The organism is Croceicoccus esteveae (assembly GCF_031846435.1).
Lineage (GTDB): Bacteria > Pseudomonadota > Alphaproteobacteria > Sphingomonadales > Sphingomonadaceae > Croceicoccus > Croceicoccus esteveae.
In genome coordinates this window covers 1-21,195 of sequence record NZ_JAVRHS010000008.1, presented here as the reverse complement: position 1 = coordinate 21,195, position 21,195 = coordinate 1, and the positions used below count along the sequence as shown (strand labels likewise).

Sequence of the window (21,195 nt, the reverse complement as noted above, 5' to 3'; positions counted from 1 at the left end):
ATTCCTGGTTAAAACCGATGCCTGCGCAAGGTGTCTGAACCCGGCCCGTTTACACGCGCCGGGTCCCCGCCCTTCCGTCAAGCGGCCGCCTCTGTCTTGGACTTGCTGGCAAAGCTCTTGCGCAGTTTCTGCAGCTTGGGCGGGATTACCGCCATGCAATAGGGGCTGCGCTGCCCTTCTCCGCTCCAGTATTCCTGGTGGTAATCCTCAGCGTCGAACCAATTGTCCGCATGTTCGATCGTAGTGACGATCTTGCGATCTGTCTGCGCCTGCGACCTTGCGATTGCGGCATGAGCGGCTGCCTCCTGTTCCGCGTTCAGCGGAAAGAAAGCGGAGCGGTATTGCGTACCGACATCATTGCCCTGTCGATTGAGCTGCGTCGGGTCATGTGTCGCAAGGAAAATATCGAAAATTTCTGCCAGCGAAATGACATCGCTGTCAAAGAAGACGCGGATCGCTTCGGCATGGCCTGTATTGCCCGAGCACACCTCCCGGTAGGTCGGATTGTCCGTGGTGCCGCCGATGTAGCCGCTTTCCACCTTGGTTACACCTATTACATCGTTGAAAACCGCCTCTGTGCACCAGAAGCATCCGCCTGCAATCACTGCCTGTTCGTTCGCCATGGTCGTGCTTTCTCCTTCGGCTGCAAAGATAGGCACTGCGCCTGCCGATACCAGCGCTTTGCAAAGCGGGTCTGCACGCTTAGACTGCGCGGCAAAACAGTTTGAGACAACATGCAAGGATGCCTTTGATGAAGACCATGCTCACTGCGATGATTGCTCCTCTGGCGCTTGTCGCTATGCCGGCGATGGCGGATCATCACGCAGCTTTGCACCCCATGGCCAGCGATCCCGCCATGGACAATGCTGCGCCGCAAAGCGCGGTGCAGGATGCCGGGCGAACCGCGGATGCGGTGCGCGACATCTGGCGCCATCCGGCAGAAACGCTTGCATTCTTTCAGGTGAAGCCGGGCATGACCGTGATTGACTACATGCCTGCCGGCGGCTGGTACACGCGGGTGCTGGTACCCTATCTGGGCGCGCAGGGGCGATATATCGGACTTACCCCCGATGCTGCCAGATCCGACGATGCGCGCAGCGCTCAGTATTTTGCCGGCCTGCCGGGCAAATTTGCACAGGAATTGCCGAAGTGGAACCTTGCCGGTGCGCCGGTGATGACGGTCGCGTCCGATGCACCCGATCTGGCTGCTTATGAAGGCCGCGTCGATCGCGCGCTCATCTTTCGCGAAATGCACAATCTTTTCCGCTCCGGCCTGATCAACAATGAACTCACCCGCATCCGCGCCTTGCTGACAGACGAAGGCATGCTCGGCATCGTGCAGCACCGCGCCGGACCGTCGGCGCCTGCTTCCTACACCGAAGGCAGCAAAGGTTATCTGCGTCAGAAGGACGTTGTTGCATTGGTAGAGGCGCATGGCTTCGACCTAGTCGACAGCAGCGAGATCAATGCCAACCCGCGGGACACCGCAAATCATCCCGCTGGCGTTTGGGAATTGTCCCCGAACTTTTCTACCAAGCGGAATGCAGAGCTTGAACCGATCGGCGAAAGCGACCGCATGACGCTCCTGTTCCGCAAACGAAGCTGACGCGGCTGGCGCAGCTGGCGCAACGGTGGTGGACTTGCGCATGGTGCGATCATATCTGATGCACCATGACCCAGATCACGATCGCTGCGCTGCAATGCGCGTTAGCCAGCCTGGACGAGCAGGAGAATATCGCCCGCACCGCCGCCCTTGTTGAGGAAGCGGCGCACCGGGGCGCGCAGATCGTCCTGCCGCCGGAACTGTTCTCCGGCCCCTATTTCTGCCGTACCGAGGATGAGGCGCTGTTTGCCCTTGCCCGGCCAACCGCACAGCACCCTTCTGTTCGCGCAATGCAGGTGCTTGCCGCAAGGCTGAAGATCGCCATCCCGACCAGCTTCTTCGAACGCGACGGACAGCATTATTACAACACGCTGGCGATGATCGGACCTGACGGCGAGATTGCCGGCACCTACCGCAAGAGCCACATCCCTGATGGACCGGGTTATGAGGAAAAGTTTTATTTCCGCCCCGGCAACACGGGGTTCAAGGTCTGGGAATTGTTCGGCACCTGCATTGGTGTCGGCATTTGCTGGGACCAATGGTTCCCCGAAGCTGCCCGAGCCATGGCGCTGATGGGAGCCGAGCTTCTGCTCTACCCCACGGCCATCGGGTCAGAACCATATGATGCCGATCTTGACACGAGCCGCATGTGGCGCCGCGCCATGCGCGGTCATGCCGTGGCCAATTGCATGCCAGTGATTGCGGCAAACCGCATCGGCAAGGAAGGGGAGCAGCAGACCTTTTATGGGCACAGCTTCATTTGTGATGAATGGGGCGATATGATCACGCAATTCGGCCGGGAGGAAAGCGGTGTGCTATGCGCGACGCTAGACCTTGCCCGCGCGGCCAGGCACCGGGCTGGAATGGGCTTTTTTCGCGACCGCCGACCGCAGCTATATGAGCGGCTGGCACAGGACATCTGACGCCTTGAATAGCGTCGGCAAGGACAAGGCGATGATCCCGGTGGCGCTCAACCAAACATGTTACCTGCTGGCGCTTGGCGGCAACATGCCGCATCCGCGCCTTGGTTTGCCGCATCATGTGCTTTGCTCTGCCTTTGATCGGCTGAGCAGCGACACGCTCACCTGTATCGCCAGGTCGCCCATTGTCCCCAGCAAAGCTGTGGGACCGTCGCTGCGCAATTACGCAAATGCTGCGGCGCTGGTGAAAACCACCTTGCTGCCGGGTGAACTGCTCGCTTTTTGCAAGCAGCTTGAGCAGGAGTTCGGCGGCCGAAGCAAGGGGCAGCGCTGGAGCGCACGGCGGCTGGACCTCGATATCGTGCTGTGGTCGGGTGGCCGGTGGAATGCACCCGGCCTTGTCATTCCGCACCCGCTGTTCAGGACCCGGGATTTCGTCTTGCGCCCTTCGGCAGCGATCGCCGGCGCCTGGCGTGATCCGGTGACGGGGCTTACCGTACGGCAGCTTTTGAGCAGGCTTTGCAAGCAAGCGGGTTGACCGGTTGCAAACGGCTGCTTACTTGCGACCCCTGGTGGGGCCCTTAGCTCAGTCGGTAGAGCAACTGACTTTTAATCAGTAGGTCGCTGGTTCGAACCCAGCAGGGCTCACCATATTTTCAAGCACTTGGCGAAAGCTAGAGTGTAATTCGAAATGTCATGTCCGTCTGGTGTCCGTTTAGGACAATCTTGGCGACCGGGTATATCCGAACGCAGCAAGGCCGCGTGACTTGGCGTCAGCGAGCTTTGCTTGTGCATCATGATACCAATCACCTGCGTAGGCGTTGCGTGAGCTAACAGCCTTTCCTTCGATGGTTTTTGGGCCAGTGGAGTTCTTCCAAGGCTGTGTCTGACGAATTAATTCCGCCTGCTTCGCTCGTCTCTCCGGCGTCCATGCCGATTTTGTGCCCATCGCATTAGCTCCTGTTCAGTTCGTTTTGCGACTTAGGCCATTCCGGTCCCTTTCGGAACATCAGAAACATCGTCATCAGCAATGCACCCTGTGTCACTATTGGCCGCCATATTTCTCTCTGGTAACCCGTTGGGATACGTTTCGTCGAAAGGCTGAAAGAGCGAACGGGGATCGACCGACAGATATTGAAACCAGCCAGCGGGATCGAGTGCATTGATGTAAGTTCTCCAGTAGGCTGGGCGGCGAAAGCGGATGTGGAGCGCGTAATGGCATCGCTTGCAGATCGGAAAGGCACATAGAGGACGGCGATAGTCCTCGCTGTGCCAGCCTAGGGGCTTGTCCGGGTGCCGCCCACATACGGAGCAAAAGGTTGGCTGGGAGAGGTTACCTTCTGCGATAGCGGCTCTGATAGCCTTAAGCGCGCCACCGCGTTGCTTGGGTCCGAAGCCATTGTAATACCCTAATGAGCGGACTTCGATGTTTTCGTCATTTCGCCCTCGACTTTTCATCGGCTGCCTCCAAACATCATCTTCGTCATGGTCGAGCCTCCGACAGGATGCGGTAGACTGATGCTCGGCTGATCCCGACTTCGACTGCGATTGCAGACGCACCCTTTCCCTTTGCGTGAAGTTCGGCAACGCGGCCACTCTGACGGCGGGCCGTTGGTGCCCGTCCACGATAACGGCCTTCCGCTTTGGCCTTCGCTATACCGGCACGTTGACGTTCAAGCATAATTGCGCGCTCGAACTCGGCCACTGCGGCGAACATGGTCAGGAGCATCCGCCCGGTTGGAGATTTGGTGTCAACCAGCGTGCCGCCGAAGTCGAGGATGCGCAGGCCGACCTGCTTGGCTTCAAGTGCGGCAACGATGGCGAGCAGGTCCGCCGTTGATCTAGCGAGCCGGTCGAGCCGCGTAACAACCAGAGTGTCACCATCCCGACAAAAATCGAGAGCAGCAGATAGCTGATCGCGCTGCGCAACGGAGGAGACCTGCTCGGTGAACATTTTGTTACAACCCGTTTCTAAGAGGTCGGTTCGCTGCACATCCATGCCCGCGACTTGGTCTGTGGTGGAAACGCGTGCGTAGCCAATAAGCATCTGAATAACCTCACTAATTATGAGATTTTATGCACAAAAACTACTGAAAAGTCACGAGAAAACGACCACTTCCATTGTCAATTTCCGACTTACTCGACTGACTGATACGTGTGCGAAATAAGCAGGAAGCACGAGGTTGAGCGGGTCAGCCGCTCGCTTTGCGATCGCGTGGTGGCATGTGCTGAAGCCATGACCATTAATTGCTAAGTTGTCGCCGAATGGACTATGCAAAAAAAACAGGCGAGCACCCTGCTCCGCCGCTCTATTCAGAAGGTGCATAATTAGTTGGCGGTAAAGCTATACATGCCGATGCCATTTGACCGGTTCAAACAAGAGGGTGACCTTATCGGTAGAATGATCCTAGAATACGGCGAACTTGAATGGATGCTCTGCCTAATGGCAGGTCATCTTCTCGGCGACTTAGATACCGCAATAAAGTCGCTATACCGGTCACGAGGCGAGCTTCAACGGATGGAAGTTGCAGATGCGCTGATCCGGCAACGTATCGAAAACGCGAAACTCTGCCGAACTTACGAGCAGACGTTCGCTCACATGAAGGAGTGTAAAAACCTTCGCAATCAATATGCCCATACGAATTGGCTTCATGCGGGGTCTGATAAGCTCTGCTACATCGCAATTGAGGAAATGGCTAAGAGCAACGAGCCAATCGAAATGGATCAAATGACGCTTTACCATCTCGACCTCGAAACGGTGAAGGACCAAGCTCGTTTTTTCACCGAAGTGATGCAAAACATGGCTTACCTAAACATGGAAGTTCAATTTGTTTTGGGTTCCTCGACGCAAACTGGCTTCCACTACGTGCCGAATATCATGCGGCCCAAGAAGGCTATTAAGATGGACGGATTGGCTTAGCTGCGCACCAGCGGTCTCTCATCTGCTTCGGCTGATCGTTTGGCCAGCCCCACATGGCTCAACAACTTGCGAGAAAGTGTCTCACTGGCGACACTCCAACTTAAATGGGGCGCACTGACGACTGCTTGATCCGCCTCGCAAGGGCAGGGGCTAAAAAAGCAGCCACGTTGACCATTGCTGGCCCACGCCCTCGAAGTCAACTTAGTCATAGTCGCCGAAGTCGAAGCCTCGCAAGAATGATAAGAGCATCAAGCTCTCACGCTTGTTTGAGTTACTCTGCCTTCTACGTGCAGCTACGGCTTGCTTCCTCGGGTTTACGTTTTTGTTTGGATCGTAAAAAACGACATCTCGCTTGTCCATGGCGGCAAAAAATGGAGACGTGAGGACGTTCGATGTATCTTTCAACCAGCCTTTACGAATAGCCTCATAAGCATAAAGCCACGACCAATTGCCGATCGTTCCTTGCTGACTGATCTGCGCCTCCCAGTTGGCAGTCGGCAGTTTGTTCCAAACGAGACCTTTGTCGGCCATGTCGAGAAGTATGAGAATAATAGCACTCGAATTGACAGTCTCCGCCGCTTCACAGAGAAATTTCGAGTTCAATGAAATTTTCAAGCCACGAAGCGTAAAAAGAAGCCAGACAACCTCATAGTGATTGCCATTTTGGATATGACGACAAGCCAGTTCCGTGAAGCGCAAGCGGATGCGTGCCATGGATATTCGCTTATAGTCGTGCTGTAGGTTGATCAGTAGGGCACAAATGCGGTTCAATGCTCCGGGAGATACTGATGCACTTCTGATTAGAAAGGTTTCAACGGTTTCTAAGTCTTGTGTTTTAATACTGCGCCCCTCAATTACTGAAAGAGCATACGAGATAACTGGTGCATACGGGCTATCGAGTTGAAGCCTCAAAGATAGCTGGAGAAACTCTCGGAGACGAGCACCAGTAAGGCGACTGGTGTGCGAGAGAAAAGAAGCGAGTTCCTCTTTCCAGACTTCTTGGAATGGACTTATTATCCTCTCAACGGCGGTCTTGCTTCCATTGATGTCAAGGCCATAACCGCGATAGGTCTGCGAAATTGCTGAAAGCGCCCGCTCTGCTTGATTGAGGTCTGTTGCTCCAACAAACCAATCATCTTGTAGACGATCAATCTGCGCGGAACTGACTTCGCTAAACTTTTCTTCAAATTCGCAATCAATGCGGGATGAAAGAATGTCTGCAAGTATTCGAGATGTCTCTGGTCCGATTGGTATGCCGACTGTCTGCCCACGATTGCAAAAGCGGACCAGTTGATCAAGCCGATCGGCAAGTGCTCCATCATATAATGATCTGTTACCTTTTACCTTCTCCTTTCCGTAAGCTGCCCATGAAAGCGAGTGCGTATAGATTGAGGGGTAGAAACGCGTGATGTCCGTCCTCACTACCCAATCTGATTGCGCTGCGATGTATTCTTTTTTAGCTCGGTGGGCCTCAAAGTTGAGGGGCTTGATCCCCCTTTTTTGATCCGAAGATATTTCGACGCGATCAATTGAAAACCTATTCCGCGAAAGCCACTTCGTGATGGTTCCCCAATTGCTGGCAATCTCTTGTGCGAGCAACGCCTGCGGGATGGGGTGTGTAATGTGGAGATTGCGGCGCTCGTAGCCCTTCTTGGGCGTGGAGATAATTTCTGGATCAGCCCATGCTTTTAGATTGTATGAGTAGGAACCAGACTTTTTTGCCCCCGTTGCAGGAATTTTTGATGCAGCTTTCACTGAAACGAGCTTCGCAGCCTTCCATTCCTCAACGATTTGATCGGCGTGATCGGCAAAATCGGTTGTTGTGAATACTCGTGGCAGTTCCTTGGGGAAATAGGCTCGTCCTAACAACGACTTCAATCTGCTCGCACGATCCACAGTATATGTCCTTGGAACAAAGGTTCAAATCAATCGCCCGCACAATCGGGGAATAAGCTCTTGAGCGTCTAGGGATGCCCACACTGCCTACTAATCAGTCCAAAAAAAATCCGCTGCCAGCCCTGATTGGTGCCGATCCAACCATGATCGCGACTGACCAAAATCAGGTGCCAACCTTGCCAGTAGCCGCCAAAATTCTGGCCCATGCGACCGCACGCGCAGGTGAGCTAATTCGTGGACTACGACATATTCCAGCACCTTCCTTGGCGCGAAGATCAGGTGCCAGTTGATTAGGATGTTGCCTTCTGGGCCGCATGATCCCCAGCCATTGGCGAAGTCTGCGACGCGGATCGACCGGGGAATGAGACCGAACCTCTTGCCGTAATCGGTTGCAATTTCGTTGGCGTCGCGGCGGGCGCGCTGTTTCAGCCAGTGCTGTAACTCGCTAGCGACAAGGTGATCGGCATCCTGCCCAGCCCAATGTGGAAGATCGACAATGAAACCGTTGCGGTAGGTGATGGCGATGCGCTCTGCATCGGTGCGGCGAACGGTCAGTGGCATTTTGCGACCCCGGTAGGGTATCTTCGATCCAGTCATGAACCGGGGCACGGCATGGCGGCCCGCCGTGACCCGCTCCATCTCGCGCACGGTGTTGAAAAGCCACTGGCGCTTGCGGTCGAGAAAGCCTGCTACGGCCTCCTCATCGTCATTTGTGAGCGCCAGCACCTCGACGTGGCCGGGGGTCACAGTGATGCGGCGCTCCGATGCCGTAGCCGAGCGGCGAAGCTCGTAGGGTATTTCCTTCCTGCCGATCTGGAGCGTGGGCATCAGTTGCCGTCCCCATAGGTGTGGATGGCGAAGTCCTCGACCTTCTCGCGGATGGCTTGGGTCTCGCCAATGCCGTGCTCGGTCAGGATGCGCCGGACATCGCGGCGAAGCCTGCGCAGGTAATCATCCATGTGCGTGAAGGCAGGCTGCGTAGTGGAAGCGTCGGAATAAACCGCACCGATGACAATGGCCGCTTGCTGCAACGTAGCATGGTCGGCGTCTGGCACGATTGCTTCGATGATGCGCAGGATCGAAAAGGCGTGCTCATCCATGCCTAGTTCTCCGTGAGCGCCCTGTTCGGCTTGGATGCCTCCGGTCAAGTCCTCGAACTCGGCGAGGCCATCGGCGGCGGCAAGCTGACCTTCCTCAAAGCGGCGGATGATCTCCATCACCCGTTCGGAGAAACGGCCATATTGCGCAGGGTTTTTATCCACCAGTTCACGGGTGGTGCGGCGAAGCTCTGCTGACTTGCGAACGAACGCTTCCTTCAATTCGGCTTCACTCTTTTCACCAGTGTCGAAGTCGTCGGCAAAGTTGGGATCGGTGATGTTGCGCAGGCGAATGGTGGTGGAAAGGCCCGTCGCATGGACGTGCTGTTCCAGCATAGCCCTGATCTTGCCCGAATAGCTGCGATGATCGAGGCTTTCGTCCTTACTGATGGCCTGCGTCGCCAGTCGCAGGAAGGCGGCTGCCCATTTCACCTCGGCGGTCAAGTCCAAGATGGCGGGATCGGGTGACAGGTCAGCATAGACCTTGATGAAAGTCCGGGTCAGCCGCTGGAGGTCGAACCAATCATCCTCCTGCCCCTTCGCCGCCATATCTGCGGCGGCATAGGCTGCGGCCTTTTCGTCCAGCCCATCCAACTTCATGGCCCGCTTCTGTGCGCGGTAACGGGCGTGGGCCTCCTTCAGGTCATTCCGCAGGATGGCAATGTCACGCATTGCGTTCTCGACATCCTCGGAGCGGTAGGACTTGAGCGCCTCATCCAGATGATTGGTGACGCCGATGTAATCCACGATCCGGCCATTGGGCTTTTTTACCGTGCCGCCGTCTGATCCGGTAAACGAACTGGTCCGGTTGGTCCGGGCGATTGCTTGGAGCAGATTGTGCTCCTTCAATGGTTTGTCGAGATACATGACGTGCTCGATGGGCGCATCGAAACCTGTCAGCAACTTATCGCATACGATCAGGAAGCTGGGCTGGCTCCCACGCATCTTGAACTGCTTCTTGGCTTCCTTCTCACCGTCATCGTCAAGGTAATGCGCTTTGAGTTCGTCCCTCACCGCCTGAATGTGCGGCTTCTCGCTATCCTTGTCGTCCTCTTGGCTCTTGGAATAGATGCAGGCGATCATCGCATCGGCCTTGGTCTGCGCTTCCCCGGCATCCATCCCACTGCGATCCAGATCGGCGGCAATGACGGCAGACAGCGCGGCCCGATAGAGGACAATAGCCTCCCGATCCACGGCAACGATCTGCGCCTTGTAGCCGTCCGGCTGGCAGACCGCCTTGAAGTGCTCCCATATATCGAGCGCGATCAAGCGAACGCGCTCCGGGTGTTTGGCGATGGTGGCGAGGGTCAGGCCCTTGCGCTTCAGTTCCTCGCGCTTGTCGTCCGGCAGGTCCACAAACCAGCGGTCGAACAGGATGTCGATCTCCGCCTCGTTGATCGCCCAATCGGTTTTGCGGCCTTCGTAGAGGATCGGCACGGTTGCACCGTCGCGCACGGCGTCATCAATCCCGTATTTGTCCAGATAGCCTTCGCCAGCAATGCTGAACCGGGCGTAGGTGTCCTTGTCGGTCGATTTGATGGGCGTGCCGGTGAAGCCGTAAAAATGGGCATCGGGCAGGGTCGCCTGCAAGAACGCGCCCAAGTCCTTTTCTTGTGTGCGGTGGCACTCATCCACCAGCACAATCCAGTTGGACGAGTTCGGCATCGGGTCTTTCGATCCGGCGAACTTGAAGATGGTGGACAGCAGGATTTGCCCATTGCCGCCCCGGTTCACTGCCTCGCGCAGAGCCGCGACTGATCCGCACTGCACGGGGTTGGGTAGGCCGCAGGCGACGAAGGTGCGGCTGATCTGGTCGTCGAGGTCGATCCGGTCGGTCAGCACGAGGATGTTGGGATTGGCGAGCGTTGGCGCTTCCAGCGTCAGATGGGTTTTGAGCTTCAGGGCAAGGAACACCATCGTCAGGCTCTTGCCGCTGCCCTGCGTGTGCCAGATCAGGCCCTTGCGGTGCTCTCCGCCTGCAACCCGTTGCACGGCCTTGTTGACGGCGCGGAACTGCTGGTAGCGGCAGATTTTCTTGATCTTGCGGCCTGTCTCCGGGTCGGCCTCAAACACGATGAAGTGCGCCAGCAGGTCGAGCAAGCGCGATGGCTCACACAGGCACCAAAGGTCTTTGGCCAGAGCATCGGGGAAGTCCTCGCGACTGCGCGGCCATGCATCGGGCCACGGGCCGTAGAACTGCGCTGGTGCGCCGGTTGCACCATATTCGGTGCGCATCCCATCGGTGATGATGTTGAAGGCGTTTGGGTAGAACAGCCGAGGGATGTCCCGCTCATATTGCTTGATTTGCTCATGAGCCTCATCGCCGGTCGCGGTGCCCTTCAGCGGGCACTTGGCCTCGATCACCACCAGCGGGATGCCGTTTACGAACAGCACAATGTCGGGGATGCGCGTGCGCTGGGCGGTAACGCGCAACTGGCGCACGACATGGAAGGTGTTCCTGCTGGGGTTCTTGAAGTCGATTAGTGCAATCGGGCTGTCACGGTTCTCGCCGGTCAGACGACGGGAATAGCCACCGCGCAGCTTGCGTTGCCACTCCTCATTGTCGGATAAGGTGGCAAGATCGTTGTAGATCGCCTCGGCATCTTCCGCGCCGATCCCGTTCAACTCGCGCAGCGCCTCGATCAGCACGGGCTTGAGGATGACGCGGTTTTCTTCCACCCGCATCGACAGGGCTTGAGCCGGGGAGAGCACCAGCCAGCCCAGCGCCTCCAGCACTTCCATCGCGGGCTTCTCGGCAAGACGGTATTCGCTCATGCGGGCACCCGCACGCGACCGGACAGGAGGTCGGACAACATGGAACCCTTCAGCGTTGATGCCATGTCCAAGTCGGCCTTCGCTTGATTTGCGCTTTCCTGTAATGATCGCAGCGTCTCCACGATCTCCTGTTGCTGTTCTAGAGGTGGTAGAGCTATCGGGAAGGAAGCGTATTCCTTAGCGTTTACATTGGGTTGGGCCTGCGCCCGCTGGTTAGTGTTGATCCATTCCCAATAATGGCTTGTCTGAACCGCAGAGCGAACGAAAAAAGGATCAGCTTTCTCGCGATCTATCTTGAAGCGGATTAGATAGCCAGCGTAGGCGCAAGGGCCATATCTAGGGTCGTAGAGGAAGGTTTTTCCCACAGTCGCCCCACTGCGCGCAAACACCAAATCTCCATCTTCGAGCATATAGCCTGCCGCATCTTCTAGAGTGATGCTCGCCAAGGACGTGGCGATAAGTTCTCCATCATTTGCGATGTCAGTGATACGGACGTATCTCGGAAGCATGGCGTCAAAATCGCGCTTCGACACGTTCGCGCCGTATTCTCCTTTGCCCAATGAGACTTCACCCAAGGTGGCGAGACGCCATCCTTCGTGCATCTGACCAATGCCGGATGTCTCGGCTTGGAGCAAAGCATCGCGGGCCTTTGAGAGCACAGTTCGTGTTTGCTCGACGACTAGGGATTTAGCCACAATCGCCTCATCCACCGACCGCAGCACCTCGGCGATCCGCCGCTGCTCGTCGAGGGGTGGGAGATCACCAGACAGTGCAGCCAACTTTTTCTTGTTGAGGGTGGCGCCTTTGATGGCTTGGTCCGTGTCCGCGTTCGCCACGATGTGCGCAAGCCAATAGGGCAGGAACGATTTATCGAGACCCTCTATCGGCAGAAATGCTGCAATCGCCTCATTGGTAAATAGGTCTGCCCCAGCAATGGCCACTCGACCAATCGTGAGCTTGAAGCTCATCAGCACCGTTCCAGACGCTACGTGTTTGACGTTCGAGTTCGCCACGCCTGCTTCGGTAATTCGCTCCTTGGTTCGGCGTATTACCGCTTCCCGCATGTCGGAGATTGCCACCCAAGGATGTCCATTTCCATCTGCCGCCCAATACTCTGGCTTGGCACGTGATGGCGTGCCTCCAATGGCAATGTGGCACAATTCGCCTAGCGCGGCCCTTCGCCACCCTTCCGGCACCTCACCCGACATAGCCAAGCCTCTTGAGGTGCCCGAACATGACGGCCTCCGCCTCGGTGCGCTTGACGATCAGGAGTTGCAGCTTGGCAACTTCCGCCGCAACATCGACTGCTTCCGCATCCGCTCCGGTTTGCACATAGCGGCTGATATTGAGGTTGTGGCCGTTGGCGGCGATCTCCTCCACCGGCACCAAGCGGGCCAGCTTGTCAATGTCAGCAAAGCCGTGGACGGCATCGGCCAACGTGCGGATATGATCGTCGGTCAGGAAGTTCTGCGCCTTGCCCGGCTGGAAGGTGGCATCGCCATTGACGATCAACACCTTTCCCTCGCGCTCGGCTGGCTTCTTCTTACGGCAGATCAGCAGGGCGGCAGGGATGCCCGCTCCGTAGAACAGATTGGGTGCAAGGCCGACAACCGCCTCGATCACGTCTGCGGTCAGCATGGCCTCCCTGATCCGCCCCTCGGCCCCGCCACGGAACAACACGCCGTGCGGCACGACCACCGCCAGCATCCCGTCATCCTTCAGGCTGGCAAGCATGTGCTGGACAAAGGCCAGATCGCCATAGCCCTTGGGCGGGCAGCCATATTCATCGCGCCCGAACGGATCGCCGTTTTGCCAGACATCGTAGCCCCAGACCTTTTCCGAGAATGGCGGGTTGGCCAGCACCCGGTCATAGGCTCCGATGCCCTCCACGAACTCGCGGGCCTTGGGGTCATATCGTTTGGGGGACAGGATCGTGTCGCCCTTGGCAATGAAGGCGTCATCCACATTGTGCAGGAACAGATTGATCTCTGCGATGCCCCACGTGGCGAAGTTCTTCTCCTGCCCATACAGCGACAGGGACCGGGCATCCTCGCCCCAATCCTTCAGATACTGCACCGCCTCCAGCAACATACCGCCAGAGCCGCAGGTGGGATCATAAATCAACATACCGGGGCGCGGGTCGATGATCTCGATCATCAAGCGCACGATTTGGCGCGGAGTGTAGAACTCGCCGCCCTTCTTGCCCGCGCCTTCTGCGAACATCTTGATGAGGTAGAGGTAGGCGTCGCCCAACATATCGGCTGGCGCATCAGCATTGCGCAGGCGGTGCGTCTCGAAATGGGCGAGCAGCTTCTCCAGCAGCGCGTCTGAAAAGCGATCCTGATTGGCGAAGTCCACCGAGCCGAAAACACCACGCAGACGCAGGTTGGCATCTTCGATGGCGGCGAGCGCATTGTTGAGCCGCTGGCCAATCTGCGTGGATTGCTCACGAACGGCTTCCCAGCGGTGTTCGGCTGGAATGTGGAACCTGTGCTCGTCAGGGTCGGCGGCCTCGGCCTTGTCGCCAGTCTCCGCAAGCAGGGTCTCGTATTCCTCCTGCCACGTGTCACACAGGCGTTTGTAGAACAGCAGGCCGAAGATATATTGCTTGTAGTCGCCAGCATCAACGGTGCCACGCAGAATGTCCGCTGCGCCCCATAGATGCCGTTCAAGTTCTTGCTGCGTCAGCTTCGCCATTGATCCCCCGAGTGCCCGGCGAACCCAATGAACGAGTGCCAAGATTGAATGGCCGGACACTATGCCGGGACGTGTTGACAATCAATGTGGTAGTGGGTGCGGTGCAACGGGTTGCAGGACACGCACCCGCGACAACTAGATCGCAATACGATCCGCTATTTGAAAAAACTCATCCAGACTTGATTGGTGACATCGACTATACGAAGCCTTCAGCCATTTGATTGTGTCGTCCACATCGCGTGGCTCGCTGAATAGGCGATCTACCAGCTTGAGCCATCCATTGCGGGCTATACCGACATCTGGCAGCAATCCCGGAAACCGGCGAAGGGTATAGCCCAGATGCTCAAATCGTTCGCTGACGTATGCGACCGAACTTCGCATTTCAAACGGCCCCGCCCGGTGCTCGGAGATATACCGAGCAAGGGCTTCTTCTGCTCGCTGGGCACACGACATAGTCGGAGCAATCAGGATGATATTGTCACAGTAGACGAAGGCTTGTATGCCTTCCCCCAAGTGATCCGGCAGATCATCCAGTAGCACCGAAAAAATCGCGTTCGACGCGGGCGAACCCTCCATCAAACCGGACGGGGACTTTTCGAGAACGCCATCGCATATACCATTACATACGACGTCATCATTACGAACAGCACGGAACACGTCCGACGCATATTCGCTTCTTTCCCTGCGGATGAACCTGTGTGATCTATAATCGAGCGCCCTTCGGATCAGTGGTTCAGGCAGGTAGGGAAGTTCGTAGACAGCATCGAAGTTGACGCTGGCAAAGGCGCGGGTGATGTCAGCAGAGACCACCGCTTGGGCGCGGGAGCAAAGGGCCAAGACGATTTGGTCGATTTGCCACTCGCGGCCTCGGCCTTTCCAATCGCCGATGTGTGGCCGGGGTTGATGCTGGGCAACGATAAGGTCGGCAGCAAGCATATGCCACATCTTCAATGTGTTCGGGAGTGAACAGATTTTCCGCACGCCGCTAGTGGATCGAGGCTTGTGAAAGTAGCTAATCGTCTCATCGGGAATACGCCGATATTCGAATGATACGACGGGTGCTTGCTGCGCCGCGTTCCACTGAAGGTCGGCCTCCTCTTTCCCGCTGTCCCGGCTCCATATTTCGTGACGGGCATCACTCTGGACCGCATGAGATAAGAGGTATCGTTCTCTTTCGCGGGCAAGCTGGGCGGTGCCGATGGCACTTGTTCCGCAGGTGGCACTGCGGTGGCCGATCTTTTTAAGAAGGCGTGCCCGATTGCGGCGGTGTGATGCCAATGTCATGGCCGGAACCTTGCAACAGTTGCAACGGGCTCTGCTGCGTTCTCCAATGAGACCAGCCATTGTTCGACCGAAGCTCGGCGATAGTAAACCGACCGACCGACTTTGATGCTGGGCGGTCCCTTGCGAAGCCTTGCCCAGCGATGCAGTGTGCGCCGCGATACCTTCAGCCAGCCCGACACCTCGTTGCTGGTCAGATATTCATTCTCCAGATCGATCACCTTACTCATGTCGCCTCCAAATACCGAATGACTCTCGGTGACGGTCTGGAGTTTTTGAGCGGCTACTCGAATGACTGAAATGGGCCGATTAAAATCATTTGCTATTCGAGATTATCAGAAGTTTCCTCGGCGTCCGGTTTTGGGGGCCGCTGCCGTTCGATATTTCCGTGTTCTACCGCTTGCTTGGTAATCCACGCCCAATAATGCAGATCTACAGGATCGTCATTTTCCTGTGCCATGGCCTGCATGAGAACTCGCTGGATGCGCGATGTGGTCTTAATTGGGACCCTCTTTCCCTTTGATTTGAGGAAGCCGTCTAAGCGCATCTCGCAAGCTGGGTCGGCATCGACGATAAAGTCCCTCTCCTGTTCCCAATCCCATGCGTTTCGGATGTCTCTATGCCAGTTGTCATCCGCGGTGCCCCCTTCGGCTCCCCGCAATCCATTTTCTTGCAAGACGTGCAATATCGCTGACCGGAGTGGCGGCAGAGAGTAATTGTCCAAGTCATCGGAAACATATTCGGGCCGGTTTTCAAACTCCCTCTGTTTGCGGAGATAGAAACGAATGAGTTCGTCCAGTATGAATGGAACGTCGGTGAGGCTTCCTCTCGCCGCAGTTACTTCTTCCCTTTGTCGAAGCTCGATACATGCCAGCATTGCCCATGCTGGCGGTCGAGCGGGCCTAACACCAATGGCGAGTGCTACGTATTTATAGTCCGGTGCATTGTCCGTGACCGATTGGAGAAATAACTTCTCTGCGTTCTGTATCTCGTATCCGGCACCATATCTTTCGTTTCGGCCCAATCTTTTACTCCATTGATCTGTCCGAGCGAGCACTCAAGTGCGGTGAAGCGTACCCGAGATTAGTGAAAGCGGGGTATCTAGCGGACGACAAAAGTTGGTTGGATGGTTCGCTCTTTCATGCACACTGATCGTCATCGGTCGTGGTGTCGAGCAGGTTCGTGGCAGCGCGCATCGCCTGATCGGTCAGGTGGCTATATCTCGCAGTCGTGGAAACCTGCGTGTGGCCAAGCAATCCGCCGATAATGGGCAACGAGGCTCCTTTTGATACTAGAGCGGATGCGTAGGAATGGCGAAGGTCATGGATGCGTAGACCTGTGATCTGCGCATCTCGGCAAATGGAGAGAAAAGCCTTTTTGATCTCGACAAGCGCCTCTCCCGTCCTGCCGGGGAACACGTAATCGCTGTCCGAAAGATCCCGAGCGCGTCGGAGAATATCCATTGCTGCTCGCGATAAGGGGACCCTGTGCAGCCGACGTTGCTTGGTATGCGCACTCGGCTTTGTCCAAGCTTCTTGGACAAAGTCCATCTGTTCCCAACGGGCTTTCAGCACTTCTCCCCGTCGCGCTCCAGTCAAAAGCAAAAAGTGAATGGCTAACACAGGGGGGGTGTCGGCACGAGCATCGAGGGCGCTGACAAACCGCCTTCGCTCAAGATCATCGAGGTAACGCTGCCGAGGCGCTTCATTGTTCTTTTTGATCCCCGTTGCCGGGTTCGACGATGTCAGTTCCCAAAATATGGCTTTGTTGAACGCATGGCGGATCGTAGCAATGTAGCGATTGGCCTGAATAGGCGTGTTCTCGCTGATCGCGGAATGAAGTGCTTCAATGTCGCTTGGTCTGATATGAGAAAGTCGTCGGTTCCCAAGTTTGGGCAGGATAAGCCGCCTCCAAAGAGACCGCATGTCCCTTTGAGTGCTCTGCGCCTTCTTACAGAGGATCGACGTATCGTAACGTTCCCAAAGTTGTTGCAGCGTATATTCTGCACGGGCAACCTCTTGCTCCTCCAGCGGGTTACCCCCTGCATCAACACGCATCCTTAGTTTGCCCGCAGCCAGTCGCGCTGCGACAACAGACCATGCTGGATATTGACCGATGGTCATTCTGCGGTCGCGACCTTGGCAAACATAGTTGAATACGAAGGCTGTATGGCCAGTGGCCGTTTTCCTCACACCGAAGCCAATCACGAGCGTGTCGCGCTCAATCTGATACCCCGCCAATGGGGTGGGCATATTTCGGATCAATTTATCGGTAATGCGCGGCATCTCATGTCCGTCCTATGTCCGTCTAAATAACGGATTGAGTGTCCAAAACCGTGCTCGAATGGCGGGTCGGGTAACGCAAACCTATGACGGGAAATGGCGGATTATCGTCATGTTCAGCGATAAATGGCCGAAAACCGTAGTCCGCGCAGATAGATGCGGCCCGAACTTTTAATCAGTAGGTCGCTGGTTCGAACCCAGCAGGGCTCACCATCGTGCCTGCTTGCGACGTCAGCGCAATCTTGCATCTGCATTCCTGCTAGCTTGGAGTTGCATAGGGACGGCAAGGTCCGTCTCGTGCGGTAAAGCCTTGAGAGATATTGACATTTTGCGCCGACTAATCTTGCAGTGAAACACACGACAAATGGGCAAATAGAGTTTTCAGAAAGCGGTGGCCGAAAGGTCGAAAAATGCTCGGGAGAAATTGCGCACAGCGACAGCAACTCGCCCCTTGAATTCAGAACGGGGTCGGCCGCGCCCTCTGGATAGCCTGCCAAGCTTGAAAAGCGGCGAACAAGCTGTTCGCGACCTTGCTGCTCATGGTTGTAGCAACATAATCCAGCCACAGCAGTTGCGCCCGAACATTCGCACAGCGCGCTTGCGCCAACGCATCCATCTCGTAGCAATTACGCAAACCGAATTTCTCCGCCAACTCGACCAGTGATTTTCCGGGGGAGCAGCCAGTGTGAATCCGGATGGTTGAGGGCCGTCGAATGCCCCCATGCGGTCGATGTAAAGCAGGCCGGCATCAAGAACGTGCCGGCATTTCCAGAAGGCTCGTTCGCGACAGGAGACCCAACCACAACGTGGCGATCGTCCGATAGCGCCGCGAGCGGGTTGATCATAGCGAAACAATGCGGTTCTTCAGTTGTCGACATGTGATGACTCCTGACTACAGGTAGACCGTCGACGATCGCCACTTCGAGTGCGCTAAGCATGTTAGGTGCCGCTGGACGCCTCTGAACCATGCACGGCAATCGAGATAGACCACGAAGAGGACATTACGCGGGTGCCGTCCTGCGGCACGATCTCGCGCTGCCGTTCCTTGTTCATGCCGGAAAGCATGCATATCGCGGCGAATTCGACCTCGCCGCCTGTCAGGCTCGCCAACAATTCGGCCGGACCTCAGAGCCAAGATCGGCAAAGCGATCGCAGAAGGCGAGCTTCATCAGGTGTTCGGTCAAAGCGCGCGAACCCTGCTTCGTCACCCTTTCGCTCCAAGCATCCCATCGGTCAATGCGTTCGAGAAGCCTTAGGTAAAAGCGATCACCCGCGTATCTGTAGCGCTCCGGCCATGACAGTGTCCACAAGGTGCTGCGCACCGGGACTGCGCGGGTGATCCGCAGGCCGATGAGCTTGATGACGCGTTCGCCGTCGATCACATCAGTGTCGAAGTGGTGCGCCATACGCGCGGCCACTTGTTCGCGCCGGACTACCAGGTCTGCCGCATCTCCGCGCTGCGGACCGCGCGCAAGGCCCTTGGTGGCCGCTATCCAGTCCAATCCGATTCGCTCGTCCGCATCGTCGCGCGTCCGGGTCGCGACGAGCATCAGAAGAACGGCCCACCCCTCCAAGGTCGGTTTTCCTGTCTGGTCGTCCATCAATCCTACAGCCTTCATGAACGCTCCAAAGAAAGCGTTCATGTCGCCATCACCTGCGAAAATATCCTGGCGCGTTCTTCGGGATCGACGAACCGGCCGTCCATTATCGCCAGATAGGACAGCATGAATTCGAGAATCGCATTCAGGGCCGCTACATAAATCGCAGAAAGACCCAACCGGCCGACCCAAAACGCCTCGCAAACGGAGTCCCACTCCATTCCATCTTCGTCCACCAAAGGAGGTTCCCCGGTATATCCCCGATCGTAGTCAGCCAATAATCCCATGGCAGGTCCGGGTGCCTCTGGTCGGCGTATCGCGCATTGGCATCCGCACCGAAGAAGCTGAAGGAATCGGTTGCCATCAATCCTCTCCGCCTTCGCAGTCAGGTGCGCGAGGGCGAGACATTCCTGATAGACATATGCCTGGTCCCGATAGACATCGCCTTTCCGGGCGGAGCGATTGTAGCCCTTCGGCACGAGATCGCCCACATGATCTGCATCGAAACCGAGCCACCACAGATCTTCGTACTCGAATTCGTCCGTCGTCGTCTGCTCCGTCCGGTAGTTCCAGACTTTCCGTGTCACCGTGACATGGCAGACTGTATAACGTTTGGTTCTGGGCTCACCATATGCGCGCCGGCCAAACCGGTTGGCCTTGCACTCCCTACCATATGTGATGCCGCCATGGACGCTGTTGGGCAGGTCGAGCGGCACGGCATCCGCTTCGAAACCGAACAGCGGGTGATCCGGCCCGACCCCGACGAAGCCGGACAAAGTGCGATTCTTCTGGCGCAGGATAATGCAACCAAGGCCGGTCTCCTGGTCTACCCGGACAATCATCGGATTCGTCATTCCAAGGACCGTCTCCCGAAGGCTTGCGATCCGGGTTGTGGTAAATTCACAAGGCGCCCTTGACTTGTAACGGTTTTGCGCCGGTCACCTGAGCGTTTTTAAGCTCGCAGCAGGAGACCGACGAGATGATGAAGCATTCCGAAGAGTTCAAACAGGAGGCGGTGCGGATTGCGCTGACCAGTGGGCTATCGCGTGAGCGTGTGGCCAAGAATTTGGGCAATGGTAAATCAATGCTGGGTAAATGACTTGCACAGTATCGACCAACTGACCTGGTGTCAGCGCCGCAGGCAGATCTGGCCCGCGAGAACGAGCGGCTTCGCCTTGATAACCGCGTGCTCAAGGAGGAGAGGGACATCCTAAAAAAGGCCGCGCAGTTCTTCGCGAGCCTCATTTATTGCACTGGGGCCAGTGAGGTTTGCGTCCGTGGAGAGCTGGCGTCACATCTGGCCAGTCGAGACGATCTGCCAGGTGATGCAGATCAGCACGAGTGGTTATCGCTCGTGGCGCACGCGACCGGTTAGCCAGCGTTCCCGCACGGACATGGCAGTGCTGGCCCATATCCGGGAGCAGTATAGCCTGAGCCTGAGCCTGAGCCTGAGCCTGAGCCTGAGCCTAGGCAGCTATGGTCGTCCGAGGATGACGATGGAGCTCGAGGAGGCGGGCCTCGGTGTCGGCGAGCGTAGTGTCGGGCAATTGATGCGCCTCAACGGGATCAAGCCGGTCCGCACCCGCAGACACAAGGTAACCACCGACAGCAACCACCGCCTGGGAGTTGCGGCCAACTGGCTGGACGGGCATTTTGTTGCCGCTGCGCCCAACTAGAGATGGGCCGGCGGAAGCGAAGCTGAACGAAGGCGAAGCCGCAGGACACATCACCTGTATCTGGGCGTTGGAAGGCTGGCTCTACCTGGCTGTCATCCTTGATCTGCATAGCCGCCGTGTGGTGGGCTGGGCCGTCAGCAACAGAATGAAGAAGGATCTGGCGATCCGTGCACTCGAGATGGCGGTGCGGCTGCGTAATCCACCGCCAGACTGCCTTTTCCAATCGGATCGTGGCAGCCAATATTGCTCCTATGACTATCAGAAGAAGCTGCAGGCCCATGGCTTTCGTCCATCGATGAGTGGTAAGGGCAATTGCTATGACAACTCCGCCGTCGAGACATTCTTCAAATCCCTGAAGACAGAACTGATCTGGCGGCAGAAATGGCCAACCCGGCGTCAGGCGGAAGCTGCCATTTTCCAATACATCAACGGGTTCTACAACACTCGCAG

At 56.7% G+C, this 21,195-nt stretch carries 18 protein-coding genes, 1 tRNA gene and 1 pseudogene; 6 read left to right on the top strand and 14 right to left on the bottom strand.

Going from position 1 to position 21,195, the window contains the following annotated elements:
* Positions 1-77: 77 nt before the first annotated feature.
* On the bottom strand, positions 78-623 hold the full coding sequence (gene msrA / locus RM533_RS09940) for a peptide-methionine (S)-S-oxide reductase MsrA (protein ID WP_311341087.1): 546 nt from the start codon (positions 621-623) through the stop codon (positions 78-80).
* Positions 624-751: 128 nt separating this feature from the next.
* Here msrA and RM533_RS09935 point away from each other — a divergent pair, with 128 nt between their 5' ends.
* The 4 genes from RM533_RS09935 to RM533_RS09920 all read left to right on the top strand — a co-directional run bounded on the left by RM533_RS09935 (position 752) and on the right by RM533_RS09920 (position 3,174).
* Positions 752-1,606: a class I SAM-dependent methyltransferase gene (locus RM533_RS09935; RefSeq protein WP_311341086.1), complete on the top strand. Its 855-nt coding sequence runs from the start codon at positions 752-754 to the stop codon at positions 1,604-1,606.
* Between the two features lie 65 nt (positions 1,607-1,671).
* On the top strand, positions 1,672-2,526 hold the full coding sequence (gene aguB, locus RM533_RS09930; protein ID WP_311341085.1) for an N-carbamoylputrescine amidase: 855 nt from the start codon (positions 1,672-1,674) through the stop codon (positions 2,524-2,526).
* Between the two features lie 4 nt (positions 2,527-2,530).
* A complete protein-coding gene (folK, locus tag RM533_RS09925; RefSeq protein ID WP_311341084.1) occupies positions 2,531-3,061 on the top strand; it encodes a 2-amino-4-hydroxy-6-hydroxymethyldihydropteridine diphosphokinase in 531 nt (176 codons plus the stop codon).
* A 37-nt stretch (positions 3,062-3,098) separates the two neighbouring features.
* Positions 3,099-3,174 (top strand) — tRNA-Lys (locus tag RM533_RS09920).
* Positions 3,175-4,006: 832 nt separating this feature from the next.
* On the opposite strand, the gene RM533_RS09915 is transcribed toward RM533_RS09920, so the two are convergent.
* Positions 4,007-4,570, bottom strand: coding sequence for a recombinase family protein (locus RM533_RS09915; protein ID WP_311341083.1), 564 nt, complete (start codon positions 4,568-4,570; stop codon positions 4,007-4,009).
* 303 nt (positions 4,571-4,873) lie between these two features.
* On the opposite strand from RM533_RS09915, the gene RM533_RS09910 reads away from it, so the two are divergent.
* On the top strand, positions 4,874-5,443 hold the full coding sequence (locus RM533_RS09910; protein ID WP_311341082.1) for a hypothetical protein: 570 nt from the start codon (positions 4,874-4,876) through the stop codon (positions 5,441-5,443).
* A 201-nt stretch (positions 5,444-5,644) separates the two neighbouring features.
* Here the strand turns inward: RM533_RS09910 and RM533_RS09905 are convergent, their stop codons facing one another.
* From RM533_RS09905 to RM533_RS09850, 12 genes are all read right to left on the bottom strand, one after another.
* Positions 5,645-7,339, bottom strand: a complete 1,695-nt coding sequence (locus RM533_RS09905) for an RNA-directed DNA polymerase (RefSeq protein WP_311341081.1) — start codon at positions 7,337-7,339, stop codon at positions 5,645-5,647.
* A 90-nt stretch (positions 7,340-7,429) separates the two neighbouring features.
* A complete protein-coding gene (locus tag RM533_RS09900) occupies positions 7,430-8,167 on the bottom strand; it encodes a M48 family metallopeptidase (RefSeq protein WP_311341080.1) in 738 nt (245 codons plus the stop codon).
* Entirely contained in the window at positions 8,167-11,211 is a 3,045-nt protein-coding gene (locus RM533_RS09895) for a type I restriction endonuclease subunit R (RefSeq protein WP_311341079.1), read from the bottom strand. The genes RM533_RS09900 and RM533_RS09895 overlap by 1 nt, the downstream gene beginning before the upstream one ends.
* A complete protein-coding gene (locus tag RM533_RS09890) occupies positions 11,208-12,419 on the bottom strand; it encodes a restriction endonuclease subunit S (protein WP_311341078.1) in 1,212 nt (403 codons plus the stop codon). Before RM533_RS09890 ends, RM533_RS09895 begins: the two co-directional genes overlap by 4 nt.
* Positions 12,409-13,908 carry a type I restriction-modification system subunit M gene (locus RM533_RS09885; protein WP_311341077.1) on the bottom strand — a complete coding sequence of 500 codons (1,500 nt, stop codon included), beginning with the start codon at positions 13,906-13,908 and terminating at the stop codon, positions 12,409-12,411. The genes RM533_RS09890 and RM533_RS09885 overlap by 11 nt, the downstream gene beginning before the upstream one ends.
* A 135-nt stretch (positions 13,909-14,043) precedes the next feature.
* Positions 14,044-15,192, bottom strand: a complete 1,149-nt coding sequence (locus tag RM533_RS09880) for an RNA-dependent RNA polymerase family protein (RefSeq protein WP_311341076.1) — start codon at positions 15,190-15,192, stop codon at positions 14,044-14,046.
* On the bottom strand, positions 15,189-15,419 hold the full coding sequence (locus tag RM533_RS09875) for a helix-turn-helix transcriptional regulator (RefSeq protein ID WP_311341075.1): 231 nt from the start codon (positions 15,417-15,419) through the stop codon (positions 15,189-15,191). Before RM533_RS09875 ends, RM533_RS09880 begins: the two co-directional genes overlap by 4 nt.
* Positions 15,420-15,511: 92 nt before the next feature.
* Complete coding sequence (locus RM533_RS09870) at positions 15,512-16,213, bottom strand: hypothetical protein (protein ID WP_311341074.1); 702 nt, start codon at positions 16,211-16,213, stop codon at positions 15,512-15,514.
* 115 nt (positions 16,214-16,328) lie between these two features.
* Positions 16,329-17,474, bottom strand: a complete 1,146-nt coding sequence (locus RM533_RS09865) for a tyrosine-type recombinase/integrase (RefSeq protein WP_311341073.1) — start codon at positions 17,472-17,474, stop codon at positions 16,329-16,331.
* Positions 17,475-18,410: 936 nt separating this feature from the next.
* Positions 18,411-18,581: a hypothetical protein gene (locus RM533_RS09860; RefSeq protein WP_311341072.1), complete on the bottom strand. Its 171-nt coding sequence runs from the start codon at positions 18,579-18,581 to the stop codon at positions 18,411-18,413.
* Positions 18,569-19,114, bottom strand: a complete 546-nt coding sequence (locus tag RM533_RS09855; protein ID WP_311341071.1) for a hypothetical protein — start codon at positions 19,112-19,114, stop codon at positions 18,569-18,571. Before RM533_RS09855 ends, RM533_RS09860 begins: the two co-directional genes overlap by 13 nt.
* Positions 19,111-19,923: a hypothetical protein gene (locus tag RM533_RS09850; RefSeq protein ID WP_311341070.1), complete on the bottom strand. Its 813-nt coding sequence runs from the start codon at positions 19,921-19,923 to the stop codon at positions 19,111-19,113. The genes RM533_RS09855 and RM533_RS09850 overlap by 4 nt, the downstream gene beginning before the upstream one ends.
* 125 nt (positions 19,924-20,048) lie before the next feature.
* Here RM533_RS09850 and RM533_RS09845 point away from each other — a divergent pair.
* Positions 20,049-21,195: pseudogene (locus RM533_RS09845) on the top strand (IS3 family transposase); the annotation flags it as partial.